General features: G+C 67.7%; 24 protein-coding genes. 9 read left to right on the forward strand and 15 right to left on the reverse strand.

The window, feature by feature from the left end; all coding sequences use genetic code 11:
• Window positions 1-6 precede the first annotated feature (6 nt).
• The 4 genes from RZE79_RS29255 to RZE79_RS29270 all read left to right on the forward strand — a co-directional run bounded on the left by RZE79_RS29255 (window position 7) and on the right by RZE79_RS29270 (window position 4,111).
• The gene (locus RZE79_RS29255; protein ID WP_153281587.1) at window positions 7-927 is read left to right on the forward strand and encodes a DUF4123 domain-containing protein; all 921 of its coding nucleotides are present in this window, start codon (window positions 7-9) and stop codon (window positions 925-927) included.
• Window positions 924-1,400, forward strand: a complete 477-nt coding sequence (locus tag RZE79_RS29260) for a DUF3304 domain-containing protein (RefSeq protein WP_153281586.1) — start codon at window positions 924-926, stop codon at window positions 1,398-1,400. Before RZE79_RS29255 ends, RZE79_RS29260 begins: the two co-directional genes overlap by 4 nt.
• Before the next feature lie 66 nt (window positions 1,401-1,466).
• Window positions 1,467-1,955, forward strand: a complete 489-nt coding sequence (locus tag RZE79_RS29265; protein ID WP_153281585.1) for a DUF3304 domain-containing protein — start codon at window positions 1,467-1,469, stop codon at window positions 1,953-1,955.
• Between the two features lie 44 nt (window positions 1,956-1,999).
• Window positions 2,000-4,111, forward strand: coding sequence for a DUF2235 domain-containing protein (locus RZE79_RS29270; protein ID WP_153281584.1), 2,112 nt, complete (start codon window positions 2,000-2,002; stop codon window positions 4,109-4,111).
• A gap of 176 nt (window positions 4,112-4,287) precedes the next feature.
• On the opposite strand, the gene RZE79_RS29275 is transcribed toward RZE79_RS29270, so the two are convergent.
• Genes RZE79_RS29275 through RZE79_RS29300 form a run of 6 tightly spaced genes read right to left on the reverse strand, consistent with a single transcriptional unit; the run spans window position 4,288 to window position 10,857 of the window.
• Window positions 4,288-6,024, reverse strand: a complete 1,737-nt coding sequence (locus RZE79_RS29275; RefSeq protein WP_319357970.1) for a biotin carboxylase N-terminal domain-containing protein — start codon at window positions 6,022-6,024, stop codon at window positions 4,288-4,290.
• Between the two features lie 16 nt (window positions 6,025-6,040).
• The gene (locus RZE79_RS29280) at window positions 6,041-7,630 is read right to left on the reverse strand and encodes an urea amidolyase family protein (protein WP_319361329.1); all 1,590 of its coding nucleotides are present in this window, start codon (window positions 7,628-7,630) and stop codon (window positions 6,041-6,043) included.
• A gap of 8 nt (window positions 7,631-7,638) precedes the next feature.
• Entirely contained in the window at window positions 7,639-8,409 is a 771-nt protein-coding gene (locus RZE79_RS29285; protein ID WP_319357972.1) for a 5-oxoprolinase subunit PxpA, read from the reverse strand.
• A gap of 54 nt (window positions 8,410-8,463) precedes the next feature.
• Window positions 8,464-9,144 carry a pyroglutamyl-peptidase I gene (gene pcp / locus RZE79_RS29290; protein ID WP_319357975.1) on the reverse strand — a complete coding sequence of 227 codons (681 nt, stop codon included), beginning with the start codon at window positions 9,142-9,144 and terminating at the stop codon, window positions 8,464-8,466.
• 10 nt (window positions 9,145-9,154) lie between these two features.
• The gene (locus RZE79_RS29295) at window positions 9,155-10,111 is read right to left on the reverse strand and encodes a DUF979 domain-containing protein (RefSeq protein WP_319357977.1); all 957 of its coding nucleotides are present in this window, start codon (window positions 10,109-10,111) and stop codon (window positions 9,155-9,157) included.
• A 2-nt stretch (window positions 10,112-10,113) separates the two neighbouring features.
• Entirely contained in the window at window positions 10,114-10,857 is a 744-nt protein-coding gene (locus RZE79_RS29300) for a DUF969 domain-containing protein (RefSeq protein WP_099793884.1), read from the reverse strand.
• A 282-nt stretch (window positions 10,858-11,139) separates the two neighbouring features.
• Here RZE79_RS29300 and RZE79_RS29305 point away from each other — a divergent pair, with 282 nt between their 5' ends.
• A complete protein-coding gene (locus tag RZE79_RS29305) occupies window positions 11,140-11,844 on the forward strand; it encodes a GntR family transcriptional regulator (protein WP_319357980.1) in 705 nt (234 codons plus the stop codon).
• A 47-nt stretch (window positions 11,845-11,891) separates the two neighbouring features.
• Window positions 11,892-12,521, forward strand: coding sequence for a LysE family translocator (locus RZE79_RS29310; protein WP_319357982.1), 630 nt, complete (start codon window positions 11,892-11,894; stop codon window positions 12,519-12,521).
• Between the two features lie 6 nt (window positions 12,522-12,527).
• Here RZE79_RS29310 and recG read toward each other — a convergent pair whose 3' ends face one another.
• From recG to RZE79_RS29325, 3 genes are read right to left on the reverse strand one after another with little or no spacing between them, the layout of a single operon-like run.
• Window positions 12,528-14,645: an ATP-dependent DNA helicase RecG gene (gene recG / locus RZE79_RS29315; RefSeq protein WP_373696518.1), complete on the reverse strand. Its 2,118-nt coding sequence runs from the start codon at window positions 14,643-14,645 to the stop codon at window positions 12,528-12,530.
• 11 nt (window positions 14,646-14,656) lie between these two features.
• Window positions 14,657-16,147, reverse strand: coding sequence for a TIGR01777 family oxidoreductase (locus RZE79_RS29320; protein WP_319357984.1), 1,491 nt, complete (start codon window positions 16,145-16,147; stop codon window positions 14,657-14,659).
• Window positions 16,144-16,821 (reverse strand): DUF4166 domain-containing protein, encoded by a 678-nt coding sequence (locus RZE79_RS29325; protein WP_319357986.1) that lies wholly within the window; start codon window positions 16,819-16,821, stop codon window positions 16,144-16,146. The genes RZE79_RS29320 and RZE79_RS29325 overlap by 4 nt, the downstream gene beginning before the upstream one ends.
• 126 nt (window positions 16,822-16,947) lie before the next feature.
• Here RZE79_RS29325 and queA point away from each other — a divergent pair, with 126 nt between their 5' ends.
• From queA to RZE79_RS29340, 3 genes are read left to right on the forward strand one after another with little or no spacing between them, the layout of a single operon-like run.
• Window positions 16,948-17,991: a tRNA preQ1(34) S-adenosylmethionine ribosyltransferase-isomerase QueA gene (gene queA, locus RZE79_RS29330; RefSeq protein WP_319357987.1), complete on the forward strand. Its 1,044-nt coding sequence runs from the start codon at window positions 16,948-16,950 to the stop codon at window positions 17,989-17,991.
• Window positions 17,992-17,996: 5 nt separating this feature from the next.
• Window positions 17,997-19,169: a tRNA guanosine(34) transglycosylase Tgt gene (tgt, locus tag RZE79_RS29335; protein ID WP_153281573.1), complete on the forward strand. Its 1,173-nt coding sequence runs from the start codon at window positions 17,997-17,999 to the stop codon at window positions 19,167-19,169.
• Between the two features lie 36 nt (window positions 19,170-19,205).
• Window positions 19,206-19,994 carry an SDR family oxidoreductase gene (locus tag RZE79_RS29340; RefSeq protein WP_319357990.1) on the forward strand — a complete coding sequence of 263 codons (789 nt, stop codon included), beginning with the start codon at window positions 19,206-19,208 and terminating at the stop codon, window positions 19,992-19,994.
• 72 nt (window positions 19,995-20,066) lie between these two features.
• On the opposite strand, the gene RZE79_RS29345 is transcribed toward RZE79_RS29340, so the two are convergent.
• The 6 genes from RZE79_RS29345 to RZE79_RS29370 all read right to left on the reverse strand — a co-directional run bounded on the left by RZE79_RS29345 (window position 20,067) and on the right by RZE79_RS29370 (window position 26,018).
• A complete protein-coding gene (locus RZE79_RS29345; protein ID WP_153281571.1) occupies window positions 20,067-20,444 on the reverse strand; it encodes a DUF3597 domain-containing protein in 378 nt (125 codons plus the stop codon).
• Between the two features lie 91 nt (window positions 20,445-20,535).
• Window positions 20,536-21,648: a serine endopeptidase gene (locus RZE79_RS29350; RefSeq protein ID WP_319357992.1), complete on the reverse strand. Its 1,113-nt coding sequence runs from the start codon at window positions 21,646-21,648 to the stop codon at window positions 20,536-20,538.
• A gap of 43 nt (window positions 21,649-21,691) precedes the next feature.
• Entirely contained in the window at window positions 21,692-22,492 is an 801-nt protein-coding gene (locus tag RZE79_RS29355) for a DUF2145 domain-containing protein (RefSeq protein WP_319357994.1), read from the reverse strand.
• Window positions 22,489-22,935, reverse strand: coding sequence for a hypothetical protein (locus tag RZE79_RS29360; RefSeq protein ID WP_319361333.1), 447 nt, complete (start codon window positions 22,933-22,935; stop codon window positions 22,489-22,491). The genes RZE79_RS29355 and RZE79_RS29360 overlap by 4 nt, the downstream gene beginning before the upstream one ends.
• Window positions 22,936-23,141: 206 nt before the next feature.
• Window positions 23,142-25,097, reverse strand: coding sequence for an MFS transporter (locus tag RZE79_RS29365; protein ID WP_319357995.1), 1,956 nt, complete (start codon window positions 25,095-25,097; stop codon window positions 23,142-23,144).
• Between the two features lie 63 nt (window positions 25,098-25,160).
• A complete protein-coding gene (locus tag RZE79_RS29370) occupies window positions 25,161-26,018 on the reverse strand; it encodes a hypothetical protein (RefSeq protein ID WP_319357997.1) in 858 nt (285 codons plus the stop codon).
• Window positions 26,019-26,111 lie beyond the last annotated feature (93 nt).

Here is a 26,111-nt window from a genome sequence, read left to right on the forward strand (position 1 = left end):
GTTGCGTTGGAATTCGCGACCGATCCGATCGACCCCGTCCACCTTGCCCACGCCGTGCAAGCGATGGCCGACGCCCAACCCTCACCCTTCGGCCTCTGGCTGCTGATCGATGCGGCGTTGCTGGACCCGGCACGCCTGGCGTCGGTGCTGCGCCGCAACGGGTGGACGCATGTCAATGCACTGGCCAACACACCGCTGGAGGCCTACGGTGCGCAGGGACCGCAGTTGCTGGAACTGCCACGAGACGATGACGAGGTGCGCGCCGAAGGCTTGCGGCGCCTCGCCACGATCGACCCGGCGGCTCCTGCATTCAGCTGGCTCGCGTCCAGCCATTCCGTTGCGCACTTGCAGGCCTGCTTCGGCTACCTTGCCCAGGCGCGACACGATGGCCTGAAGCTGCACTGCCGAATGGGCGATGCGCGCGTGCTTCCCACGCTGCTGGCCGCGCTGTCCGTGCCTCAGACACAGCGTGTGGCCCAAGCCATTGCGCAATGGCAGTGGTTCGATCGCAGCGGTGCCTCGGTCGGCAACTGGCTTGCCGCTGCCGGGGACGAAGGTGCTGCTGGTGCCGGCGATCATCTCGAACTCGACGCAACACAATTCGCAGCGCTTCTGGATGCCTCGGAGGCCGACGGTATCTTTGCGCAGTTGCTCGAGACGGTGTCGCAGCTGGTCCCGCAGACCGGCCGGGCGGCGTTTCATCAGCGGCTCCAGCGCGCGCTCGAGGTCGCCACCCACCTGCACGTGGCAGGCAACCCCGACCGGCTGCAGTTCGTGGTGCTCTCGCTGACCTGTGGCGACAACTTCTACCAACATCCCGATCTGTCGGACACATGGAAGGCTGTCGCACAAGGTACCAGCCTGTCGAGCCTGATGAAGGGCTGGAGCGACGAACTGTGGAAGGCGTTGGAGGGCAAGGCTTCATGAAGCTCTTTGCTCTCTTGGTTCTTTGCGCGTTGGCGTTGTTGGGGGCTTGCAGCAGCAAGAAGCCGGCAGCCAAAAGCCACAGCGCCAACCTCAGCGCCTACAACCATACGGAGGACTACATCCATCAGTTCTATGTGGATGGCGCAGGTGGTGGTAACTCGCGCCCTTACGGCGGTGGCGGCAGCTTTGTGTGCTGCATCTCCTATCCGGCTCAATGGCATCCTGGTCTCAGTGCAACAGTGAAGTGGACGACTTCGAGTGGCAATCCCGCAGATACGAAACCAGAAGCAGCTCTTGAGCAGTGGCACGAAAGAGTCATCCCGATCGACAAATACGACGTCCCAGGCAGCACGCTCAACGTGCATTTCCTTACCGATGGCGATGTTCGATTGGTCATCTCCAGCAAGGGCTCCGGTGCCAAGGACTACCCCGGCCCCGACTACCCGGTGAAGCCACCGAGCTGGAAGTGGTGAGTCAAGGCGAGTAAGAATTTTCGGGAACCCGACGAACAACACGTGAACGCATTGAAAGGCCACGCCATGAAACGCACAACGACCCTGGCGCTTTGCGCACTGGCGCTACTGACGCTGCCGCTGGCGGCTTGCAGCAGCAAGAAACCAGCGACAGAAAGCTACAGCGCCAACATCAGCGCCTACAACCACACGCAGGACTACATCCACGAGTTCTATGTGGACGGGGCAGGCGGCGGCAACTCATACCCGTACGGCGGCGGCGGCAGCTTTGTGTGCTGCATCTCCTTTCCCGCCAAGTGGCGCGCCGGTCTCAATGCAACAGTGAAGTGGACGACTTCCAGCGGAATTCCGGGCGACAAACGACCGGATGCGATCAAGCCCCGGTGGCATGAAAAAGTCGTTCCCATCGAAAAGTATGACGAGCCCGGCGGGCTCCTGAACGTGCATTTCCTGCCGAACAACGAGGTGCGGCTGATCATTTCCAACAAGAGGGCCGGCGCCAAGGACTATCCCGGCCCAGCCTCCCCCGTGAAACCTGCGGACTGGAAATGGTGAGCCAAGGCGAAGCAGAGATGTCTTGAAAAATCCGGGAGCAACAGATGGAAAAATTTGAAGAGGGCTGGTACGAGATCAGCTTTGACGCCAACACCCGTGAGAAGCGCTATCTCTACTTCAAGACCGCCAAACTTTGCACGGCCGAGTGCATCGTCAAGGAAACGGGGCTGCAGATACTGAGGTGGTCGGACGACGCGGGCAGGGCCATGGACTGGTCGCCAAATTACAAGTGGACAGCCAATGCGCCTGCAGGCGATTGGTGGGACAACGACCCGGGCGGCAAGAACTACCAGCCCGCGCTGCCGGGCGACCACTCGCGCGCCAACCGGACCCTGACCGCACGCGAACTGTGCCAACGCGCCGCCACGGCCGATCCGAGCAAGGCCGAGGCCCTGAGTTGTGCCAAAGAGATTCACGTGGGCCTGTTTTTTGACGGCACCAACAACAACCTGATTCGCGACACACGCGACCAAAGCCACACGAACATCGTCAGCCTCTTCAACGCGCACAAGGATGACCAGGTCGAGAATTTTCGTTTCTACATACCCGGCGTCGGCACACACTTCCCCGAGATCGGCGAGAACAAAGAACTGGACAACGGCAAGCGCTTCGGCACCGGGGGTGAAGCGCGCATCCATTGGGGGTTGATACAGGTCTACAACGCCCTGCATATGGCCTATCACGGTGTTCTGTTGATCCGGCCTGAAGAGGCGAAGACACTCTGTGTCGATGAGCTGAAGACTTGGTGGCGTTGGGGCGACTCCAAGATGGTCAGCATCTTCAAGGGCATTCAAGAGCGTCTACTGAAAGCCATCAAGGACCAGCGGCCACGCGTGACCAAGCTGCATCTGTCGGTTTTCGGCTTCTCGCGCGGTGCGGCCGAAGCGCGCACCTTTTGCCAATGGATCCAGCTGGTCGCCAAAGACATGACCATCGGCGAAGCGACGCTGGAGATTCATTTCCTGGGCATCTTCGACACCGTGGCGTCCGTCGGGCTGGCCGACTCGGCACCGATCTTCCAAGGTTTTCAAGACTGGGCCGATGGCACCATGGACATCAACGGCGTCAACCAGACCGTTCACTACGTGGCAGCGCATGAAATACGCCAGTCGTTCCCGCTGTCCACTGCGCGTATCAGGGCCACGAACTACCCGCCGAACACCAAGGAGTTCGTCTACCCGGGCGCCCACTCTGATCTGGGTGGAGGCTACCCGTCGAAGTCCCAAGGGAAGGGTGTCGAGGGACGAACCGCATTGCTCTCGCAGATTCCCTTGATGGACATGTATTTCGAAGCGCTGACTGCGGGCGTTCGATTGCGCAGCAAGACTGAAATGCCCGGCCAGGTCAGTGGCGATTTTGAGGTCAACCCTGTGCTCGACAAAGCCTTCAGCGACTACGCCGCCTGGACCACGACAGAAGAAAAACAGAACGTCGCCAACGGCGGCGAGCCCGTGCAGAACCGCATGCGCTATCACATGGAACTGTATTGGCGCTGGCGTGCGTCCAAGAGCGATGAGGCCACCTTCAAGGCCATGGCGAGCTACAAGGCCTCCGAAGAACAAGACCAGCAAGATCTCTGGGAGTCGGAGCTCGACTGGCGTGAAGACGTCAAGGCCGCACAGGCGGCCAACCAGCCCCGACGGGTGTTCGTTCCCAGAGCGGGCGTCTACGTTGACCAGCCGCCCCGCGCCAACGAGGTGGAAAAGCGCCTCGTGCGCGCCGTGGCAGCCGCCAAGGACGTTCCACAAACCGCCAACGACTTCTTCGACAGGTTTGTCCACGACTCGCACGGCGGGTTCTGGATGCTCGGCCCCATCACGAAGGAAAACCGCGAGGACTTCGTGGCAGCCATCAAGCAAAAGAAGGCCACGCACGACCGGTTGCTGAAGGCCGCTGACGAAGAGTCGATGCCCTCTGCTGCGGCGAACCTGCGCAACTTTGCCCGCGGCTATGAACTCAACAATTTCGAACGCCGTGTGCTCGCACAGGATGCGAAAGAGCCGGGGACACTGCCGCTGATGACGGATGCGGATGCGGAAGATCTGCGAGACAACGCGGGCACGGCCGCGACGCTCGCATTGAAGCTCCTGGGCACCGCCAGCCGCCGTGAACCGCGCGGCCACGGCCGCTACCGGCGCGTGTTCGACAAGAGTTGAAGAAGCCCGCTGCTGGTTCCGTCGTCACCTCGCAGAACCAGCGGCACGCTACCCACTCATCGACGCACGTGACACCGGCGCGCGTCTCGAGACCTACATGGCCGCCGTGACGTTCGCACCTTGCATCGTTTCAGGACTCGTCGCCTTGTTCCCCAAACCTTGACGACCGCCCTCACTCACCCAATCCGCGCGATCGCCGTCCCAGCCGCCACGTAGCCCCCCGCAGCAGCCGCAAACGCGATGCGCCCCGCGCGGTGCGCGACGACCTGCATCTCCATCTTCATCGCCTCCATCACCGCGATCACCGCGCCTTCGGTGACCTCATCGCCATCGGCGACCTTCCATCCTTGCAACGTGCCCGACACCGGCGCAGCCACGGCGGCGGCATCGGCCGCGGGTGCGTTCGCAACGCCAGGCGCAGCAGCAACACCACCACCACCCGCCGACGCCAACCCACGCAGCAACTCCGCCGGCAGCCCCAGCGACATGCGACGCCCGTCGATCTCGATGGCCGTGCGATGCAGCGACGAATCCGGCAGCGGATCGGTCCGCATGCCTGCCGCTTCGCCGTTCGCAAAGTCCGTCTCGATCCAGCGCGTGTGGACCTTGAAGGTGTCTTCCGACACGAAATCAGGGTGCGCCATCACGGCGCGGTGAAACGGCAGCACGGTCGCCAGGCCTTCGATGCGGAATTCCTTGAGGGCGCGGCGTGCGCGTGCGATCGCTTGGGCGCGCGTGGCGCCGGTGACGATGAGCTTGGCCATCAGCGAGTCGAAGGTGCCGGGCACCTGCGAGCCGGCGTCGACGCCGGTGTCGACGCGCACGCCGGGGCCCGAGGGTGCGTCGAACACGTGGACGGGGCCGGGCGTCGGCAGGAAGCCGCGGCCCACGTCTTCGGCGTTGATGCGGAATTCGAAGGAGTGGCCGCGCGGCGCGGGCGTCTCCTTGACCGACAGCGGCAGGCCTTCGGCGATGCGCAGTTGTTCGATGACGAGGTCGATGCCGGTGGTTTCCTCGGTCACGGGGTGCTCGACCTGCAGGCGCGTGTTGACCTCGAGGAACGAGATCGCGCCGCTCGCGCTGAGCATGAACTCGACGGTGCCGGCGCCGGTGTAGCCGGCGGCCGCGCAGATGTCGCGCGCCGATTGGTGGATGCGTTCGCGCTGCACATCGCTCAGAAACGGCGCGGGCGCTTCTTCGACCAGCTTCTGGTTGCGCCGCTGCAGCGAGCAGTCGCGCGTGCCGAGCACGACGACGTTGCCATGCGTGTCGGCGATCACCTGCGCCTCGACGTGGCGCGGGCGGTCGAGGAACTGTTCGACGTAGCACTCGCCGCGGCCGAAGGCGGTGATGGCTTCGCGCACGGCCGACTCGAACAGGCCTTCGACTTCGTCGAGCCGCCACGCGACCTTGATACCGCGCCCGCCGCCGCCGAACGCCGCCTTGATGGCGATCGGCAGGCCGTGCTGCTCTGCAAAAGCGAGCACCTCGCCGGCGTTGTTCACGGGGTCGGCGGTGCCGGCGACGAGCGGTGCGCCGACCTTCATCGCGAGCTTGCGGGCCTGCACCTTGTCGCCCAGCGTGGCAATGGCCGAGGGCGAGGGGCCGATCCACGTGAGGCCGGCGTCGATCACCGCCTGCGCGAAGGCTGCGCTTTCAGAAAGGAAGCCGTAGCCGGGGTGCACGGCGTCGGCGCCGCTGCGCTTCGCGATGGCCAGCAGCTTGGGAATGTTGAGGTAGGTGTCGGCGGGGCGGTGGCCGTCCAGGCCGTAGGCCTCGTCGGCCCGGCGCACGTGCAGCGCATTCAGATCGGGGTCGGCATAGACGGCGACCGATTGCACGCCTTGGTCGGCACAGGCGCGTGCGATGCGCACGGCGATTTCGCCGCGGTTGGCGATCAGGACTTTTTTCATCGCGGGACTCTCGATCTCAAAGTTCGATGGGGACGTGAGGGCCAGCCATCGGTTGGAAGCGGACGCGGGCGTTCACGGGGATCTGCCCCGCACGGTCCAGGTGGTGGGTGGCAACCGACGCGATCACGGGGTAGCCGCCGGTGAGCGGGTGGTCGGCCAGGAACAGCACGGGCTGGCCGCTGGGCGGCACCTGGATCGAACCGCGCGCCGTGCCCTCGCTGGGCAGCTCGGCGGTGTTGGCACGCACGAGCGGCTGCTCCGCATTCAGGCGGATGCCGACGCGGTTCGACTGCGGCGTCACCACCCACGGCTGACTGCACAGGCGCTGGACGGCGTCGGCGGTGAACCAGTCGGTGCGCGGACCGAGCACGATGTCGAGCACGACTTCTTCGTGCACGGTGGGCAGGTCGGTCGGTGGTGCTTCGGCGGTGCCGACGACGGCGCCGATGGCGACGGCGCGCACGGGCAACACGTCGCCCGCCACCACCGCGGGCGGGCCGATCCGGGCCAGCGTGTCGGTCGCGCAGCTGCCGAGCACGGGCGTCACAGCAAAGCCGCCGCGCACAGACAGGTAGCTGCGGATGCCGGCGACCGGTTCGCCAAAGGTGACGGTGTCGCCATCGGCCAGTGCGACGGGCTGGTAACGCGGCAGTGGCCATTGCGCGCCATCGGCGCGGGTCAGCGTGAGCGGGCCGTCGGCGCCGGTGACCGCCATCACGGCGTCGTCGCGGCAGACGAACTGGAAGCCACCGTAGGCCAGCTCGAGGCAGGCCATGTCCGACGCATTGCCGACCAGTCGATTGGCTGCCTGCAGCGAGCGCTGGTCCATCGCACCGGAGGCGGACACGCCCTGCCGCGCTTGGCCATGGCGACCGCCGTCCTGCCACAGCGCTTGCAAACCAGTGGCGCGAACTTCGAGTGCGCAGCCGCCTTCGATGGCAGCAGATGCTGGTGCGGCGACAACTTTCTCGACCACGGGCAATGCGACCTTCAATGATGTGGCATCAACGAAGCGCACCGTGTCACCAGGCTGCAGCAGCGCCGGCGTCTCGCGCGACAGGTCCCACATCGGCGTGTCCGTCACGCCGATGATCTGCCAGCCGCCGGGGCTGGCCTGCGGGTACACGCCGCTGAAGCTGCCCGCGAGGCCGACGGCGCCTGCGGGGATGCGGGTGCGCGGCACGGTGCGGCGCGGCACGTTCAGGCTCGGGTGGCCGCCGCTCAGGTAGGCGAAGCCGGGCGCGAAGCCGGTGAAGGCGACGGTGTAATCGCTGCCGGTGTGGCGGCGCACCAGCTCGTCGGGCGTGATGCCGAGCAGGCCGGCCACCTCGGCGATGTCTTCGCCGTCGTAGCGCACGGGAATCTCGATGCGCTTGTCGACGCGCGTCTCGCGGGCGTCGAGCTTTCGCTGGCGCACGGCGTGCGCCAATGCAGCCGCCGACAGCGCGGCGGGCCGGAAGGTGATGAGGATCGTGCGCGCGGCGGGCACCAGCTCTTCGATGCCGGCGATGGGCTCGGCGCGCAGCGAGGTCAGCAGCGCGAGCGTCTGCGCCAGGTCGTCGAGCTCGACCAGCACCGCATTGAGGTTGACGGGCAGAAAGCGCATCGACGTCGTCATGCGGTCGCTGCCTCGGTGAAGGGGCGGACCGTCACGCCGGCCTGCACGAGCCGCTCGCGCACGCGGCGCGCCATCTCGACCGCGCCGGGGCTGTCGCCATGCACGCAGATCGAATCGGCGCGGATGCGCACCATGCTGCCGTCGATGGCGGTGACCGTGCCTTCGTTCGCCAGCCGCAGCATGCGTTCGGCCACGTCGTTCGCGTCGTGCAGCACGGCGCCGGGTTCGCGGCGCGACACCAGCGTGCCTTGCGGCGTGTAGGCGCGGTCGGCAAAGGCTTCGGCCACCACGCGCAGGCCCTGCGCTTCGGCCCAACCCACGAGCGGTGAACCCGCGAGCGCGACGAGGACGAGGTTCGAATCGATTTCGCGGATCGCTGCGATCACGTCGCGCGCCTGGCGCTCGTCGTGCGCAATGGTGTTGTAGAGCGCGCCGTGCGGCTTCACGTAGCGCACGTCTGTGCCGGCCGCGGCGGCCAGCCCCTTCAATGCGCCGATCTGGTAGATCACGTCGGCGCGCAGGTCGGCGCTGTCGACGTCCATGTTGCGGCGGCCGAAGCCGACGAGGTCGCGGTAGGCCACGTGGGCGCCCACGGCAACGCCGCGTTCCTTCGCCTGGCGCAGCGTGCGCAGGATGCCCGCCGGGTCGCCGGCGTGGAAGCCGCAGGCCACGTTGGCGCTGCTGACGATGTCGAGCATGGCGGCGTCGTCGCCCATGCGCCAGACGCCGAGGCTCTCGCCGAGGTCACTGTTCAAGTCGATGTTCATCGGGTCCCTGTTCTTTCTGCTCCGGCGTGCATGCGTGCACGCCTTGGGGTCAGGTCAATGCAGCCGGCCGGCGGTTTCGCGCACGTCGTGGCGCACGGTGAGCGCGGTGCGGATCGCCACACGGAAGGCCTCCACCTGCGCGTCCAGCGCCATGCTCGCCACGCCGGGCTTCGAGGCGGCCTGCTCGGGCAGGTAGGGCACGTGGACGAAGCCGCCGCGCGTGTGCGCCAGCGTCGGGCGCGTCGCGAGCCGGTGCATCAGCGCGTAGAAGATGTGGTTGCACACGAAGGTGCCGGCGCTGTTCGACACGGCCGCGGGCAGGCCCGCCGCGCGCATGTCGCGCACCATGGCCTTGATCGGCAGCGTCGAGAAGTAGGCGGCCGGGCCGTCCTTGACCACGGGCAGGTCGATGGGCTGCTGTCCGGCGTTGTCGGGAATGCGCGCGTCATCGATGTTCAGCGCGGCGCGCTCCATCGAGATTTCGGTGCGCCCGCCCGCCGCGCCGATGCACAGCACCAGCTGCAGGGGCGAGCCGATCAATGCGGCGTCGAGCGTGTCGATGGCGCGGCCGAACACGCAGGGCAGTTGCACCGCCTGCACCACGGCGCCTTCGCAGGCCCAGCCGTCGAGCGCGCGGGCAATTTCCCACGCGGGGTTGACCGGGTCGTTCTCGAAGGGCTCGAAGCCCGCGAGCAGCACGCGGCGTGCCTTCGCATCGGTGATGGCTGTGGTCATGCGCGGTGCCTCAGCGGAACATCAGGAAGTACAGCAGGAAGATGTTGACCACCAGCAGCGCGGCCGCGGTCGGTATCTGCACCTTGATCACCGCGTTCTTGTCGGGCAGCTCCAGCAGGGCCGCGGGCACGATGTTGAAGTTGGCCGCCATCGGCGTCATGAGCGTGCCGCAGTAGCCCGAGAACATGCCGATGGCCGCCATCACGGCCGGGTCGCCGTGGTACACGCCCACCAGCACCGGCACGCCGACACCGCCCGTCATCACCGGGAAGGCCGCGAAGCCGTTGCCCATGATGATGGTGAAGAGCGCCATGCCCAGCACATACACCGCGACGGCGACGAAGCGGATGTCCATGTTGATGTAGCTGGTGGTGATGTGCGCCACCGCCTTGCCCACGCCGGCGTCGGAGAACACCAGGCCCAGCATGCCGAGCATCTGCGGCAGCACCACGGCCCAGCCGAGCGCGTCGGTCAGGCGGCGCGACTCGCGCATGCCCTGCACCGGCGTCTCGCGCGTCAGCCAGCAGGCCAGCGCGAGCGCCACCACGCAGCCGATGCCCAGGCTCACCAGCGTGGTGTTCTTGGGGTCGAGCAGCAGCGTGCCGCCGAGCTTGATGTGGCTCATGCCCACGGTGCCGATCACGGTGACCAGCGGAATCGCCAGCGCCGGAATGAACAGCTTGTTGCCCAGCCGCGTGGCGCTGGCCTGGTACTGCGCGGGGGTGGGTTCACGGTGCTTGCCCGCGCCGACACCGCGCAGGCCGGCAATGACGGCCATGCCGATCGCGCCGACGCCGACCAGCGCGGGCGGCAGCTTGTCGCCGATCAGGAAGACCAGCGCATAGATGCCCCAGAAGAGCGCACTGGTGTAGCGCTTGGGATGCTGGCGGTCGGCCAGCGTCATCACGGCCGTGATGGCGAGGATGACGCCGACCAGAAGGTACAGGTGCTGGATCGAAAGAATCATGATCAGCGTCCTTCCTTGGCGGGCACGGCGGTGGCGACAGGCGCGTCGGCCTGTGCGGCGCCGCCCAGCTCACGGGCCAGTGCCTGGTCAAGCCGGCGCAGGCGCCAGGCGTGGATGATGAAAGCGGCAATGGCCGTCGGGATGCCCCACATCGCGATGTGCAGCGGCTCCACGTCGATGCCCGCTTCGTGCAGGAAGGTGGTCATGAGCACGATGGCGCCGAAGGCCACGAAGATGTCTTCGCCGAAGAACAGGCCCACGTTGTCGGTGGCTGCGGCGTAGGCGCGCAGCTTGTGGCGGATGCGGTCGGGCAGCTTGCCGTAGCGCGTTTCGGTGGCGCCTTCGGCCATCGGCGCGAGCAGCGGACGCACCATCTGCGGATGGCCGCCCAGGCTGGTCAGGCCCATGGCCGCCGTGAGTTCGCGCGCCGCGAGGTAGACGATCAGCAGGCGGCCGGCGGTGGCCGACTTGATGCGGCTGATCCAGTTCTGCGCGTGCTGGCGCAGGCCGTGGCGCTCCAAGAGGCCGATCACCGCCAGCGGCAGAAGAATGATCAGCGGCAGGTTGCGCGTCTTGATGAAGCCGGTGCCGATGGCCGTGAGGATCGCCATCGGGCTGAAGCCCGCGGCAAACGCCGTCACGATGGCCGTGACGATCACGACCAGCATCGGATTGAAGCGCAGGATGAACCCCGCAATGATCACGGCCACGCCGATCAGCGGCCACAGGGGGACTTCAGGTGTCATGGTGGGTCTTTCGTTGCAATGCAAAACACCGGCGCGGGTCACCGGTGCGGTCGATTGATGCAAACCTCATGCCAATGAATGAGCAATTCATTTCTTATGAATCACTCATTTAGAACAAGTTGTTGAACAATTTCACGTAGTGTGCCCAACAACAGTGCCTGAATACCCCCATGAAAACCCTGAAACGGGGCGTTTGGGTGCGCCCGCGCGGCGGGGCACCGGCGGCCTCTGTTAGAACGCAGGCTCGCTGCGACCCGCTCTTTTTTCTCTCTACCGACCGGCATGACCCGACTGGATTCCCCCCCTTCCTCCGCTTCGCCGGCCGCCGGCGCGCTCACGCTCAACGACCGCGTGGCCGAGCTGATTCGCCAGAAGATCGTGAAGGGCGAGTTCTCGCCGGGGCAGCGGCTGTCGGAGGCCGCGCTGGCCGACAGCCTGGAGATTTCGCGCAACACCCTGCGCGAGGTGTTCCGCACGCTGACCAAGGAAGGCCTGCTCAAGCACGCGCCGAACCGCGGCGTGTTCGTGGCGGTGCCGAGCATCGCGTCGATCATCGACATCTACCGCGTGCGCCGGCTCATCGAGTGCCAGGCGCTGGCGCAGGCCTACCCGCGCCACCCCGCCAAGAAGCACATGCGCGAGGCGGTCGAGATGGCGCTGAAATGCCGCGACGCCGGCGACTGGCTGGGCGTGGGCACGGCCAACATGGAGTTCCACAAGGGCATCGTCGAGCTGGCCGACAGCGAACGGCTCAACGTGCTGTTCGCCCACATCCTGGTCGAGCTGCGACTGGCCTTCGGGCTGCTGAAAGACCCCGAGTTTTTGCACGCGCCCTACGTGGACATGAACACGAAGCTGCTCGAGCTCATCGAGGCCGGCAAGTTCGCCGAAGGCTCGGCGGCGCTGAACGACTACCTCATCCACTCCGAGCGCATCGTGCTGGCGGTGTATGCGCGGCAGATGCCCGAAAGCGGCATCGACGGCTAGCTTCACCTGCAGATAATGGCGGCTCCTCTTCGTTCGACGGACACGCCATGACCCTGTCTGCCTACCTGCTGTTCCTGCCCGCCTGCTTCGCCATCAACATGGCGTTCGGCCCCAACAACCTGCTGTCGGTGACCAACGGCGCGAAGCACGGCGTGTCGCCGGCGGTCATTGCGGCGAGCGGCCGGCTCGTGGCCTTCGCGGTCATGATCGCCATCGCGGGCCTGGGCATGGGCGCGGTGCTGGTGGCTTCAGAGCTGGCCTTCGATGTCATCAAGTACATCGGCGCCGCGTACCTCGTGTGGATCGGCATCCGGCTGCTGCGCGCGCCGGCACCGACCGCGCAGGTGCAGGCGCACGACGCGGCCCCGCCATCGATGCACGCGCTGGTGCGCCAGGAGTTCACGGTGGCGGCCGGCAACCCGAAGGCGATTTTGGTGTTCACCGCCTTCTTCCCACAGTTCGTGGTGCCCGGCGCGTATGCGTCGAGCTACCTGCTGCTGGGCGTGACCTTCCTCGTGTTCGAAGTGGTCGCGATCGCGCTGTATGCGCTGCTCGGCGCGCGCATGCGACGCCTGGCCAATGGCAGCCGCGCGATGCGCTGGTTCAACCGCGTGAGCGGCAGCATGATGGTCGGCTTCGGGCTGATCCTCGCCTTCACGCGCCGGCCGGCGGCCTGATCTTTCTCAGGCCTTGAGGTACTCGGCCTTGGTGCCGAGCCAGCGATCGATGTGGCGTTGCGCCAGCTCGGGGTGCTTCTGCAGCATCACCGGCGCCAGCTCGCGCGCCCAGTCGAGCAGCAGCGTGTCGGTCGCGAGGTCGGCAAAGCGCAGCAGCGGCGCGCCCGACTGGCGTGCGCCCAGAAACTCGCCGGGCCCGCGAATCTCGAGGTCGCGCCGCGCGATCTCGAAACCGTCGCCGGTCTCGGCCATGGCCTTGAGCCGCGCACGCGCCGCCTCGCCCACGCGCCCACTGTCGCCCGGCGCATAGAGCAGCACGCAGGCCGAAGCCGCCGCGCCGCGCCCCACGCGCCCGCGCAGCTGGTGCAGCTGCGAGAGGCCGAAGCGCTCGGCATGCTCGATCACCATGAGCGAGGCGTTGGGCACGTCGACGCCCACTTCGATCACCGTGGTGCTCACGAGCACCTGGATTTCGTTCGCGGTAAACGCGGCCATCACCGCCTGCTTCTCGGCCGTGGGCATGCGCGAATGCAGCAGGCCGACGTGGATGTGGTCGCCCAGCGTGCCAGCGAGTTCGTCGCGCGTCTCGGTGGCGTTGCGCAGGTCGACCGCCTCGCTCTCCTCGATGAGCGGACAGACCCAGTAGACCTGCCGGCCCTGCGCGATCTGCGCCTGGATGCGGTCGATGACCTCGTCGCGCCGGTGGTCGGCCACCAGCTTGGTGACGATGGGCGTGCGGCCCGGCGGCAGCTCGTCGAGCGTCGACACGTCGAGGTCGGCGTAGTAGCTCATCGCCAGCGTGCGGGGAATCGGTGTGGCGCTCATCATCAGCAAGTGGGGCTCGAGGTCGCCGCCGGCCTTGCCGCGCAGCGCGAGGCGCTGCGCGACGCCGAAGCGGTGCTGCTCGTCGATGATCGCCAGCGCGAGCTTCTTGAAGCGCACTTTTTCCGAGATGACCGCGTGCGTGCCGATGACCAGCGCGGCCTCGCCGCTTTCGACGGCGGCCGACATCTCGTCGCGCTCCTTCTTCTTCTGGCTGCCCGTGAGCCAGGCCACGCGCAGGCCGCGCTCGGCCAGCAGCGGATCGAGCCAGCCGACCAGCTTGCCGAAGTGCTGTGCCGCGAGGATTTCGGTGGGCGCCATCAGCGCGCACTGGAAACCCGCGTCGATGCAGCGCGCCGCCGCCAGCGCCGCGACCACGGTCTTGCCCGAGCCCACGTCGCCCTGCAGCAGGCGGTGCATCGGGATCTGGCGGTGCAGGTCGGCCGTGATCTCCTCGCCCACGCGCTGCTGCGCGCCGGTGAGACCGAAGGGCAGCACGGCGAGCAGCTGCGCGTGCAGTGAACTCGCCACCGGTTCGGCGGACGAAGGCAGCACCGGCGCACGCTGCGCCGCGCGCTCCAGCCGCGCCTGCAACTGCGAGAGCTGCTGCGCCAGCAGTTCTTCCGCCTTGATGCGCTGCCACGCCGGATGGCTGTGGTCTTCGAGCGCGGCGATCGACACGTCGGGCGTGGGGTAGTGCAAAAAGCTCAGCGCGCTGCGCAGGTCCCACGCGCCGCGCAGGCCGATCTGCACGGGGATGGTCTCGTCGAGCAGCGCGCGCGCCAGGCCCGAGCGCACCTCGCGCCGCAGCACCGGCTGCGCGAGCCCGGCGACGGTCGAGTACACCGGCGTGAGCGCATTGGGCAGCGCCGTGCCGGCCGCCTTGACGGTCGGATGCATGATCTGCCGCCCCACGAAGCCGCCGCGCATCTCGCCGCGCACGCGCACCTTGGCGCCCACCGCAAGCTGCTTCTGCTGCGACGGATAGAAGTTGAAGAAGCGCAGCTGGCACGTGTCGCTGCCGTCGTCGATGGTGGCGATGAGCTGGCGGCGCGGGCGGAACACCACCTCGCACTCGGTGACCACGCCCTCGACCTGCGCCATGTCGCCGTCGCGCGTGTCGGCGAGGCGCACGACGCGCGTCTCGTCCTCGTAGCGCATCGGCAGGTAGAGCGCGAAGTCGATGTCGCGCACGAGGCCGAGCTTGCGCAGCGCGCGCTGCACGAGGCTCAGGCCGGTGCCGGGCGGTTGCGCCGGCGCCTGCACGGCGGGAGGGGGAGTCGGTTCTTTCTTGGCGGGCACGGACAAGGCTTCTAGCGTGGACGGCAAAGGTCCGTCAAGGCGCTGCGGGCATCGGGGAACATGAACTGGAAGCCGGTGCGCAGCAACTGCGCCGGCACCACGCGTTGGCCTTCGAGCAGCAGGTCGGCCTGCTCGCCCAGCAGCAGCTTCACGGGCGCGGCGGGCGTGGGCATCCAGCAGGGGCGGTGCAACACGCCGGCGGCGACGCGGGTGAAGGCCTCCTGGCCCAGCGCGCCCGGCGCGGTGACGTTGAAGGCCTGCGCGGCGACAGGGACGGTGGCGGATTCGGTCACGGTCCACACATGCGCGATGGCGCGGATCAGGTCATGCACATGCACCCACGACAGCCACTGCCGCCCGCTGCCCAGGCGCCCGCCCATGCCCAGTTGCACCGGCATCAGCAGCTGCGGCAGCGAGCCCTGGTGGCCCAGCACGAAGCCGAAACGCAGGCAGGCCACGCGAACGCCGTGCGCCACGGCCGCGTGCGCGGCCTGCTCCCAGCGCTGGCACAGCGTCGACATGAAGATGCGCTGCGGCGGCGCGTCTTCGGCGAGCTCGGTGGTGTCGCCCTGCGGCTGCACGCCGTAGTAGCCGATGGCCGAGCCCGAGAGCAGCAGCCACGGCTTGCGTGGGCGCGCGGCGATCCACGCGACGAGTTGCTGCGTCAGTCCTTCGCGGCTTTGCAGCAGCTGCTGCTGGCGCCGCGCGCTCCAGCGCTGGCCAAGGATGCGCGCGCCCGCGAGGTTGACGACCACGTCGATGGCGTCCGCGGCGGGAATCTGGTCGAGCGATTGCACGCAGCGCACCGCGCCGCCGAAGCCCCAGGCGGCGCCGCGCGCGTCGCGCGTCCACACCGTCACCGCGTGGCCGTCGACCAGCAGGTGGCGCACGAGGATCTGGCCGATGAAGCCGGTACCGCCCGTCACCAGCACTTGCCGCGGTTTCGTGCCGAAGCGCACCGGGGCCTCGATGGCGCGCACCTGCGCCTGCTTCTGCTGCTTGAACAAGGCGCGCGCTGCGAAGCCGTCGCGCAGGCCCGAGATGCCGACGCCCACGCCGCACAGCGCCAGGAAGGCGCTGAGCCAGCCATGCGGCTGCCACACCATCGCCGTCGGTTGGTCTGCCCAGCCGACCGCGCTCATCGCCAGCAGCGCGATGAACGCGCCGGCGTTGATGGCCAGCACCGTGTGCGTGACGCGTTCGGTCGGCGGCAGCAGGCGGCTGCCGTCTTCGACCACGAAGTCCCACAGCGTGAGCACGATCTCGACGCCGAACACCGCGAGCAGCACCCACGCCCATGCGCCGTGCCAGGCCCACGCCGACAGCCCGAGGAACAGCGCGCAATAGATCGACGAGCGCGTGGCATGGATCGCCAGCTCGCGCCCCGCCGTGCCGCGGCGCGGCAGGGCTTCGGTGCCTTCGTGGTGGTAGAGCGTGTCGAAGGCGCCCAGCGCGCCCTGCGCCGCCATGAGCTGCAGGGCCAGCAGGTGCGTGTCGATCATGCGGACACCGCCTGCGGCTCCGGCACTTCCTCGAACACGCCGACCTGCGTGAAGGTGGTGCCCATGAGGCAGTGACGGATCTCGATGCGGATGTTGAAGCGCTCGGGCGTCTCGTTGTGGTGCCAGAGAAAAGTCTTGCCCGGCGTGAACAGGCCCGGCAGCGGAATGCGCCAGCCGAACAGCTCCCAGAAATAGCCGTCGCTCTGGAAATGCAGGCTGCCGTTGGCTTCCACGCTCAGCACCAGCTTCATGCCCAGCCCCATGCCCACGTACTCCAGCACCTCGCCGCGTTCGCTCTCGCGCATGAAGCTGGTGAACTGGATGGGTTGGCGCCCGTGCAGGCGGTAGATGCGCTGCTTGTAGATGGCCGGGTCGTCGGGCCGGGCGTAGACCTGGATCTCGACCGGAAAGTGGCTGTCGCTGTACGGGATCAGCGCGCCCTGGATCATCGGCTGCGTGAGGTGGCCCAGCAGCTTGCCGAAGCGCGAGCAGCGCAGTTCGCTGAGCGCGCCCAGGTAGTGCAGCGCCTTGCCCGGCAGGGGGTTCTTGTCGAAGCGCCGGCGAATGTCGGGATGCAGCCCCATCCAGGCGCTGCCCAGGATCTTCTTGAAGAGCTCGCCTTCGGAAGGAGGGGCTGGGGACGGCGCAACACGCGCGACAGAGGAATCGACCATGCGTCGATTTTGCCTCGGCAACCCCGGTCGGCACCCGTGATTCCGGGCCATGGGACAATCGCCGCTCTCCGCCTTTTTCCCTTTCCCATGCCTCCTTGGCACGGGCCCGTCCGGCCCTCAAGCACCATGCGCGCCTTCACGCTTTCCGATTTCGATTTCCATCTACCGCCCGAGCTGGTGGCCCAACACCCGGCCATCGAACGCACCGCCTCCCGTCTGCTCGACGGCACCGGCGACGCCCCGGTCGACCGCATCTTCAAAGCACTGCCCTCGCTGCTGCGCGCGGGCGACCTGCTGGTCTTCAACGACACGCGCGTGGTCAAGGCGCGCCTGTTCGGCGAGAAGCCGACCGGCGGCAAGCTCGAGCTGCTGGTCGAGCGCGTGCTGCAGGGCCACGAGGTCGTGGCGCACATGAAGGTCAGCAAGAAGCCGCCCATCGGCACCACGCTCGAGATGGTGGGCGGCTTCCGCGCCACGCTGCTGGGACGCTGGCCCGAGGAAGACGGCGCGCTGTTCCGCTTCGGCTTCGAGAGCGACGCCGGCGAAGACCCGTATGCGCTGATGCAGCGCTGCGGCCACGTGCCGCTGCCGCCCTACATCGCGCACACCGACTCGGCCGACGACGAGCGCCGCTACCAGACCGTGTTCGCGCGCGTGCCCGGTGCCGTGGCCGCACCCACCGCCGCGCTGCATTTCGACGAAGGCCTGCTGGCCGAACTCGAAGCGCGCGGCGTGCAGCGCGCCAGCGTCACGCTGCATGTGGGCGCCGGCACCTTCCAGCCGGTGAAGACCGAGAACATCGCCGAGCACACGATGCACGCCGAGCGCTACGAAGTGCCCGAGGCCACGCAGCGCGCCATTGCCGAATGCAAGGCACGCGGCGGGCGCGTCGTTGCGGTGGGCACGACCACGGTGCGCACGCTCGAATCGTGGGCCAAGAGCGGCGAGGCCACGGGCGACACGCGCATCTTCATCACGCCGGGCTTCGCCTTCGAACACGTCGACGTGCTGGTGACCAACTTCCATTTGCCGAAGAGCACGCTGATGATGCTGGTCTCGGCCTTCGCGGGCTACGAGCGCGTGATGGCGCTGTATGCCCATGCCATTGCCAACGGCTACCGCTTCTTCAGCTACGGCGATGCCATGCTGCTCGCACGACAAACGGACTGAACGACATGCTGAACTTCGAACTCCTCAAGACCGACCCCGACAGCCACGCGCGCCGCGCCACGCTCACGCTCAACCACGGCAAGGTCCAGACGCCGATCTTCATGCCCGTGGGCACGTATGGCACCGTCAAGGGCGTGATGCCGCGCAGCCTCGAAGAGATGGGCGCGCAGATCATCCTGGGCAACACCTTCCACCTGTGGATGCGCCCGGGCCTCGACGTGATGGCGAGCTTCGGCGGGCTGCACCAGTTCGAGAAGTGGAACAAGCCCATCCTCACCGACTCGGGCGGCTTCCAGGTGTGGTCGCTGGGCGCGATGCGCAAGATCAGCGAAGAGGGCGTGAAGTTCGCGTCGCCCGTCAACGGCGACAAGCTGTTCCTCACGCCCGAGGTCTCGATGCAGATCCAGACCATCCTGAACAGCGACATCGTGATGCAGTTCGACGAGTGCACGCCCTACGACACCAAGGGCCACATCACGACCGAGGCCGAAGCCCGCATCTCGATGGAGCTGAGCCTGCGCTGGGCCAAGCGCTGCCAGAGCGAATTCGCGCGGCTCGAAAACCCCAACGCGCTGTTCGGCATCGTGCAGGGCGGCATGTTCGAGAACCTGCGCGAAGAGTCGCTCGCCGCGCTGGTCGACATGGACTTCCCCGGCTACGCCATCGGCGGCGTGAGCGTGGGCGAGCCCAAGGAAGAGATGCTGCACATCATGGGCCACACGCCGCACCGGCTGCCCGCGAACAAGCCGCGCTACCTGATGGGCGTGGGCACGCCCGAAGACCTGGTGCAGGGCGTGGCCGACGGCGTCGACATGTTCGACTGCGTGATGCCCACGCGCAATGCGCGCAACGGCACGATGTTCACGCGCTTCGGCGACCTGAAGATGCGCAACGCGCGCCACAAGAGCGACCCGCAGCCGGTCGACCCGAGCTGCACCTGCCATGCCTGCGCGGGCACCTCGGGCGTGAGCTGGAACGACGGCGGGCGCGAGGGCTTCAGCCGCGCCTACCTGCATCACCTCGACCGCTGCGGCGAAATGCTCGGTCCGATGCTGTGCACGATCCACAACCTGCACTACTACCTGAACCTGATGACGGAGATTCGCGCGGCGCTCGACGCGGGCACCTTCACGGCGTTTCGCGCACAGTTCAAGGCCGACCGCGCACGCGGCGTCTGACAGCCGGCGCGGCGGCATTGGGGTAGGCTTGCGGCCATGACATCCGCCGCTGCTTCCTCTGCTTCTGTCTACACCGCCCGCTACCCCTCGCTGGCCGGCCGCACCGTGTTCATCTCGGGTGGCGCCAGCGGCATCGGCGAATCGCTGGTGCGGGCCTTTCATGCACAGGGTGCCAAGGTCGGCTTCTGCGACCTCGACACCGCCGCCGGCGGCGCGCTTGCCGCGCAACTGCAGGGCGCGCAGCCCGCGCTGTTCGTGCCCTGCGACGTGACCGACACGGCCGCGCTCGCCGCCGCCATCGATGCGGTACGCCAGCGCTTCGGGCCGGTGTCGGTGCTGCTGAACAACGCAGCCAACGACCGGCGCCACGAACTGGCCGACGTGACGAGCGACGACTTCGACCGCCTCGTGGCCGTCAACTTCAAGCACCAGTTCTTTGCCGCGCAGGCCGTGGCCGACGACATGCGCGGGCTGGGCGGCGGCTCGATCGTCAACTTCGGTTCGATCAGCTGGCTCATGAAGGGCCGCGGCTACCCGGTCTACCAGGCCTGCAAGGCGGGCGTGATCGGCCTCACGCGCTCGCTGGCGCGCGACCTGGGCAAGCAGAACATCCGGGTCAACACGATCATGCCGGGCTGGGTGATGACCGAGCGGCAGATCCAGCTGTGGGTGAAGCCCGAATCGGGCGCGGAGATCGATGCGGCGCAGTGCCTGCCGGGCCGCGTGATGGCGGAAGACATCGCCGCGATGGCACTGTTCCTCGCGGCCGACGATTCGCGCATGTGCACTGCACAAGACTACGTGGTGGACGCAGGCTGGACCTGAAGCGCTTCAACGGTCGCCCCAAAGAAAAAGCCCGGCATGCCGGGCTTTCTGCTGCGTGGGTGGCGGGACCGATCAGTCGCGCAGTTCGGCCGGCAGCGTGCCGCCATTGGCGGCGATGCGCGTCATCACCTGCTTGTGCAGGCCGATGTTCCATTCGGCCGAACCCGGTTCGCCGTCGCTGTAGAGAATTTCGCTGGCCAGTTCCTTGCGCGCGGCGAGGCTGCTGTCCAGGCCCAGCAACTTGAGCAGGTCGACGATCGAGGTGCGCCAGTTCAGGCCGGCGGCACCCGGCATCGCGTCCAGGACGGCGGGCACGTCGCCCAGCGGGATCGCAGCCGGCGGTGCGACAGCGGCCGGCGCGCCGGGTGCAGCCGCCGGCGGTGCGGCGACGACTTCAGCGGCGTTGGCCGACGGAAAAATCTTGGAAAAAATCTTGCCGAAAATGCTCATGGGTGTGCTCCGTCAATGTGAATGGGAAAACCCGCGGCACGGCGTTGCGTACCGCAGCCCGGGGTTGTAGCACGACCGTGCGGCGCTTTCGCTACGTGGCCGGCTGAACCGGCGCGCCCGGCGTGACCGATTGCGCAGTGCCGGTCACAGGTGTGTGCGGCGCTGACGTTGCGGTCGCGGCGGTTCCGCAGGCGTGGCAGAACTTGGAGAACGCGCTCTTGCGCGTGCTGCAGTGGCCGCAGTGATCGAACAGGCCGATGCCGCAGTGCGGGCAGAAGTCGATCTCGTTGTTCTTCAAATCGACCGGCCGCTCGCAGCCGGGGCACACGCTCTTGCCCAGGCGTGCCAGCGCAACGTCGTAGCTCAGCTCTTCGCGGCGCACCTGGTCGGGCTGCTGCTCGGCGAGCTTCTGCCGTGCCAGGTAGCGGTTGAGCGCGATGATCGCGTAGCGCCCCACGAGCACCGTGAGCACGATGCCCACCACGTAGCGCACGTAGCCGCCGTAGCTCGGCAGGTAGGGCACCAGCTCGACGAAGAAGGCGAACAGCGCGAAGAAGATGAAGCCCCACACAAAGGGCCAGTAGGTGCTCTTGCGCTTCTTCACGAACAGCCAGCCGGCCACCAGCAGCAGCGGCAGGGTCAGCGCGAGCCGGTAGGCGAACACGCGCAGTTCGATGCGTCGGTATTCGGCGTCCAGGCGCTCCTGCGCATCGTGCTCCAGCACCGACAACGCCTCGCGCGCACGCTGCTCGGCCTGGCGCGCATCGAGCGCAATCTGGCGCTGGGCGTCGGCCTTGCGCTGCGCCGCGTTTTCCTTCTGCTTGAAGGCGTCGAGCGCCCTGGTGCGCGCGATGAGTTCGGTGTCCTGGTCGGGTTGCGCGGTGGCGCGGCGCGTGGCGATCCAGTTGCCGAAGGTCTCGCGCGCGTTGGCGCTGGCCTGCTGCGCCACGTTGAGCTGCAGCTGCGCCTGGTCGAGGTCGCGCGCAGCCTGCTCCTCGGCCTTTTCAGACGCCTTGATGGTGGCGCGCAGCGGCTCGGCCGCCGGCTTGTCGATGAAGTCGTCGAGCACGCGCACGCGCTCGACCTGCGGCAGGTCGCCCACGATCGTGCTGCCCAGCCCGATCAGGAAGCTCGCGAACACGAACGCCACCAGCCACAGGCCGCGGCGGAACCACTTCTCGGACAGGCGCAGGGATTTGCTCATGGTCTTTCCTTCGTTCTTTCTTTTCTTCGTTGTGTCTCTTGGCTCAGAGCTTGAGTGTGACCGGCGCCGCACCCAGGCCCGCGCGCGGCAGCCAACTGAACACCGAGTCGACGGTCACGGTCTCGATGCGGTCCGAAAACCGCTTCTCGTTCGGATGATCGTCGAACGCGATGTTGGCCGAGCCCACGCGCCCGCCCAGGCGGGTCAGTGGGCCGAGGTTCAGCGTGGTCGGCTCGTAGCCCTTGAACTGCAGCCAGGCCTGCGCCTGCGCGCGGGTGCCGATGGTGGCGGGCTCCATCGCGGCGGCCAGGGTCTCGAGGGCCCACTGGTTCGACTGCTGGTACTTCTGACCCCAGGCGTAGCTCACGATGCTGTAAGGCGCCACATTCAGCCGCACCAGGCGCGCATCGGGCTCGCGCAGCGCGGCCAGCAGCTGCGTTTGCACCGCGGGCGCGGGCACGGACCACGCGGCCTCGTAGCGCCACAGGTCGTCGAGAAAGAACTCGCCCAGCCCCTGCCGGTAGACCGCGGCCACCGCCGTGCCGCAGTGATTGAGCTTGTGCAGCACGCGCCACGGACCTTCGTCGGTCTTGTAGGCGATGCCCAGGTGCGAATAGCGCAGGCCGTACTTGCTCAGGTCCTGCCCGGCGCGCGCCAGGATGACCACGCGCGCGCCGCTCGCATCGAGCTGCTGCGAGGTGCGCTCGGCCAGTTGCATGCCCTTGACGATCAGTGCCGGCGTCGGCTTGACCTGTTCGCACGAGCGGCCGGCGTTCGCCTGCTGCGGCAGCACCGCTGCAACGGCGAACGCCAGCAGCAGCGCGGGGCGCACGGCGGGTTTCACGACAGTCTTTCGTTGTGGAGCAATGCGCGGCCGACCGCGTTGGGCACGAAGGCCAGCACCTCGCCGGCGGCCGAGAGCACGACCCCCGTGCCGATCACGCTCACGACCACGGCCGTGCCGGCGACCACCGACACGCCGCGGGTGGCGCGCCCCATCACCTTGACGCTGGCGCGGGCGCCGTCCGAGGCGCGCTCGAGCAGATAGACGGTGCCATCGACCGAGGCCTCGACCGCGATCACCGTGAGCACCGAACCGCCCACCGACAGCGCCGCAGGCACGGCGACCACCGCGGTGGCCGATGCACCGACGACAGACGCAGCGCCGACCACCGAGGCCACGGGCAGCAGCGACAGCGCGGTCGAGGCCTCGCTCTGCGCCTGTGCGGGCCGCGGCGTCGCCACACCCGCGAACGCGGCGCAGACGGCGAAGGCCAGCGCGGCCATCGAGCGCGTCAGGGTGGCCTTGCGCGAAGCCGGCTGGCTGCGCGGGACGATCGAAGCGGTGGGGGAAGAGAGGGGTTGCATGAAGGCCTCGCGGCGCAGTGAAGGTGAGCGAATGATGGTTCGCCTTCACGCCGCGAGGCTCGGATACTTCAACCAGTTGCGGCGCTGGCGTCCTGCAGTATCCCGACGAGATACTTTCGCGCGCCTCAAGTCGTCAGCAGGCCCGCCACACGCTGGCGCAGCGTCTCCGGCTGCACTTCCTGCAGCGGCACGGGGTGGCCGACGCGCAGGCCCACGCGGCTGAAGAAGCCGCGGCGGAAGGGCTTGGCCATGGCGACCTGGTGGCCGCCGCGCAGCTCGATGCGGCTGAAGTACGAGCCCCAGAGGTTGGTCAGCGCCATCGGAATCACCGGCGGCTCGATGCCTTCGGCGCGCGCGCCCTCGAGGATCTTCATCACGCCGCCCTTGAAGGGCTGCAGCTCGCCGTCGCGCGTGATCGCGCCTTCGGGGAAGATCGCGAGCAGGTCGCCCTCGCGCAGCACGCCGATGGCCTTTGCAAAGGCCGCCTCGTACGCGGCCGGGTCTTCCTTCTGCGGCGCGATCGGAATGGCCTTGGCCAGCTTGAAGAGCCAGCCGAGCACCGGCACCTTGAAGATGCGGTGGTCCATGATGAAACGGATGGGCCGCGGGCTCGCGGCCATCAGCAACACCGCATCGATGAAGCTCACGTGGTTGCACACCAGCACGGCGGCGCCTTCGGTGGGAATGTGCTGGTCGTCCTTGATGTCGAAGCGGTACACGAAGCGCGACAGCACCCAGGCCACGAAGCGCAGCAGGTACTCGGGCACCAGCATGAAGATGTAGAACGCCACCACCGCATTGGCGATGCCGGTGAACAAAAAGATCTGCGGAATGGTGAAGCCCGCGCCCAGCAGCGCGCCCGCCAGCACCGAGCTGCCGATCATGAAGAGCGCGTTGAGGATGTTGTTCGCCGCGATGATCCGCGCGCGGTGCGTGGGCTGGCTGCGCAGCTGGATCAGTGCGTACATCGGCACGCTGTACAGGCCCGCGAAGAGCGACAGCAGCGCGAGGTCGGCCATCACGCGCCAGTGCGCGGCCTGGTTCACGAAGGCGCCCAGGCCCATGCCGGCGGAAGGCGGCAAGGCGCGCGAGGCAAAGTACAGGTCGATGGCGAACACGCTCATGCCGATGGCGCCCAGCGGCACGAGGCCGATCTCGACCTGACGGCGGCTCAGCGTCTCGCACAGCAGCGAGCCCACGCCGATGCCCACCGAGAACACCACCAGCAGCAGCGACGCCACCTGCTCGTCGCCATGCAGCACTTCTTTGGCGAAGCTCGGGAACTGGCTCAGGAACACCGCGCCGAAGAACCACATCCACGAGATGCCGAGCAGCGAGCGGAACACCACGATGTTCTCGCGCGCCAGCATCAGGTTGCGCCAGGTTTCGCTGAAAGGGTTCCAGTTGATGACCAGGCTCGGGTCGGTGGCCGGCGCGGGCGGAATGGCCTGCGCCACGCCGCGCCCCACCAGCGCGAGCAGCAGGCAGGCCACGGCCACCGTGGTGTGGCCGATCTGCGGCATCGCCACCAGCAGCCCGCCCGCCACCTGGCCCAGCAGGATGGCGACGAAGGTGCCCATCTCGACCATGCCGTTGCCGCCCGTGAGCTCGCGCGAGTCGAGCACCTGCGGCAGGTAGGCGAACTTGACCGGCCCGAACAAGGTGGAGTGCAGCCCCATGAGGAACACGCAGGCCAGTAGCACCACCGCATCGGCGCGCACGAAACCCCAGGCGGCGATCACCATGATCGCGATCTCGAGGTTCTTGACGAAGCGGATCATCTTCGTCTTGTCGAACTTGTCGGTCAGCTGCCCGGCCGTGGCCGAGAACAGCAAAAACGGCAGGATGAACAGCGCACCGATCACCAGCCCCGCCATCGCGGGCGGCATCCAGCTGAGCTGCAGCTGGTAGGTCACCATGACGGTGAAGGCGAACTTGAAGAGGTTGTCGTTCGCGGCGCCCGCGAACTGGGTCCAGAAGAAGGGTGCGAAGCGCCGCTGGCCGAGCAGCGCGAACTGGTTGGCGTGGGCGTTGGCCTCATGAACCACGGGCGCGGGCGCGGCGGCGGCGGGGGTTGTCATGCGATGCAATCTCCTCTTTGTCTTCTACCGTTGCGCCACGGGCGTTCCCGTGGTCAGGCCGCGTCATGCCGCGACGGCGGCAGGGTCGGGATTGTGCCGCAGCAGGGTGGCGCGCCAGCCCTTTTCGAGGCGGTTCAGCGCCATCAGCACGGGCAGGCCGGCCAGCGACGCCACCAGGTGCTTGAGCGTGTGGCCCGACACGAGGTGGCCGGTGGCTTCGTAGATGGCGTGGTCGCCCAGCTCGAAGGCCTTGGCCACCGCGTAGAACGCGATCACCCAGCCCAGCTTGAGCCCGACGGCGCCGCGCATCGGCGTGGCCAGCGCCAGCGTGAGCACCACCGCCATGCCGCCGAACTGCACCAGCGCCCAGGGCAGCACGTTGCCGGTTTCCTGGCAGACCTCGGCCGCCAGCAGGCCGGCCGTGAGCACGAACCAGGCAGCGGGCCAGCCGGCACGCTGGCTGACCCGCTCGCAGACGGCGATGCCGATGAGGCCCGCGAAGGCCACGGCCATGCCGGCGCGGTCGGCGGCGAGGCGGGGCGCGTCGGGCAGCAGGTGATAGAAGGCCGAGCCCGCGGCGGTGGCGATCAGGCCGGCGAAGAACAGCCAGGCGCAGTCCAGCGTGTTGTCGGGCGGGTCGTTGGCGGGCGGTGCCAGCGGGAACCCGGCCAGCGCCTCCTGGTGCGAACGGTCGATGCGGTTGAGCCGGTACAGCCCCAGGCAGCCGATCGCCAGGAACGGCAGGTTGCTCAGCACGTCCATCGCGTTGGGCAGGTGCAGCAGCGGCCGGTTGTCGGCGAACACCGAGGCGATCGCCACGTCGGCGGCGGGCAGCGCCGGGCCGAAGAAGGCGACGAGCAGGAGCAGCGCGAAGGTGAACAACAGTCCGCGTTCGCGACGTGTCAGGGTGGGCAAAAGCATGGCGTTCCTCGGTGGGGGTGGTGTCTGGCGGGTGGAATTTAGTTGCCAGCCCTCCCCCAGGCATCGAGAATCGATACGAGGCACTATTTCACA

Source organism: Variovorax sp. EBFNA2, assembly GCF_033802765.1.
Taxonomy (GTDB): domain Bacteria; phylum Pseudomonadota; class Gammaproteobacteria; order Burkholderiales; family Burkholderiaceae_C; genus Variovorax; species Variovorax paradoxus_H.

What these genes read in the sequence shown, in the direction of transcription:
- RZE79_RS29260 (WP_153281586.1), top strand. Translation starts at nt 924, where the DNA reads ATGAAGCTCTTTGCTCTCTTGGTTCTTTGCGCGTTGGCGTTGTTGGGG.
- RZE79_RS29265 (WP_153281585.1), top strand. Translation starts at nt 1,467, where the DNA reads ATGAAACGCACAACGACCCTGGCGCTTTGCGCACTGGCGCTACTGACG.
- RZE79_RS29270 (WP_153281584.1), top strand. Translation starts at nt 2,000, where the DNA reads ATGGAAAAATTTGAAGAGGGCTGGTACGAGATCAGCTTTGACGCCAAC.
- RZE79_RS29275 (WP_319357970.1), bottom strand. Translation starts at nt 6,024, where the DNA reads ATGAAAAAAGTCCTGATCGCCAACCGCGGCGAAATCGCCGTGCGCATC.
- RZE79_RS29280 (WP_319361329.1), bottom strand. Translation starts at nt 7,630, where the DNA reads ATGCGCTTTCTGCCCGTCAACCTCAATGCGGTGCTGGTCGAGCTCGAC.
- RZE79_RS29285 (WP_319357972.1), bottom strand. Translation starts at nt 8,409, where the DNA reads ATGAACATCGACTTGAACAGTGACCTCGGCGAGAGCCTCGGCGTCTGG.
- pcp (WP_319357975.1), bottom strand. Translation starts at nt 9,144, where the DNA reads ATGACCACAGCCATCACCGATGCGAAGGCACGCCGCGTGCTGCTCGCG.
- RZE79_RS29295 (WP_319357977.1), bottom strand. Translation starts at nt 10,111, where the DNA reads ATGATTCTTTCGATCCAGCACCTGTACCTTCTGGTCGGCGTCATCCTC.
- RZE79_RS29300 (WP_099793884.1), bottom strand. Translation starts at nt 10,857, where the DNA reads ATGACACCTGAAGTCCCCCTGTGGCCGCTGATCGGCGTGGCCGTGATC.
- RZE79_RS29305 (WP_319357980.1), top strand. Translation starts at nt 11,140, where the DNA reads ATGACCCGACTGGATTCCCCCCCTTCCTCCGCTTCGCCGGCCGCCGGC.
- RZE79_RS29310 (WP_319357982.1), top strand. Translation starts at nt 11,892, where the DNA reads ATGACCCTGTCTGCCTACCTGCTGTTCCTGCCCGCCTGCTTCGCCATC.
- RZE79_RS29320 (WP_319357984.1), bottom strand. Translation starts at nt 16,147, where the DNA reads ATGATCGACACGCACCTGCTGGCCCTGCAGCTCATGGCGGCGCAGGGC.
- RZE79_RS29325 (WP_319357986.1), bottom strand. Translation starts at nt 16,821, where the DNA reads ATGGTCGATTCCTCTGTCGCGCGTGTTGCGCCGTCCCCAGCCCCTCCT.
- queA (WP_319357987.1), top strand. Translation starts at nt 16,948, where the DNA reads ATGCGCGCCTTCACGCTTTCCGATTTCGATTTCCATCTACCGCCCGAG.
- tgt (WP_153281573.1), top strand. Translation starts at nt 17,997, where the DNA reads ATGCTGAACTTCGAACTCCTCAAGACCGACCCCGACAGCCACGCGCGC.
- RZE79_RS29340 (WP_319357990.1), top strand. Translation starts at nt 19,206, where the DNA reads ATGACATCCGCCGCTGCTTCCTCTGCTTCTGTCTACACCGCCCGCTAC.
- RZE79_RS29345 (WP_153281571.1), bottom strand. Translation starts at nt 20,444, where the DNA reads ATGAGCATTTTCGGCAAGATTTTTTCCAAGATTTTTCCGTCGGCCAAC.
- RZE79_RS29350 (WP_319357992.1), bottom strand. Translation starts at nt 21,648, where the DNA reads ATGAGCAAATCCCTGCGCCTGTCCGAGAAGTGGTTCCGCCGCGGCCTG.
- RZE79_RS29360 (WP_319361333.1), bottom strand. Translation starts at nt 22,935, where the DNA reads ATGGCCGCGCTGGCCTTCGCCGTCTGCGCCGCGTTCGCGGGTGTGGCG.
- RZE79_RS29365 (WP_319357995.1), bottom strand. Translation starts at nt 25,097, where the DNA reads ATGACAACCCCCGCCGCCGCCGCGCCCGCGCCCGTGGTTCATGAGGCC.
- RZE79_RS29370 (WP_319357997.1), bottom strand. Translation starts at nt 26,018, where the DNA reads ATGCTTTTGCCCACCCTGACACGTCGCGAACGCGGACTGTTGTTCACC.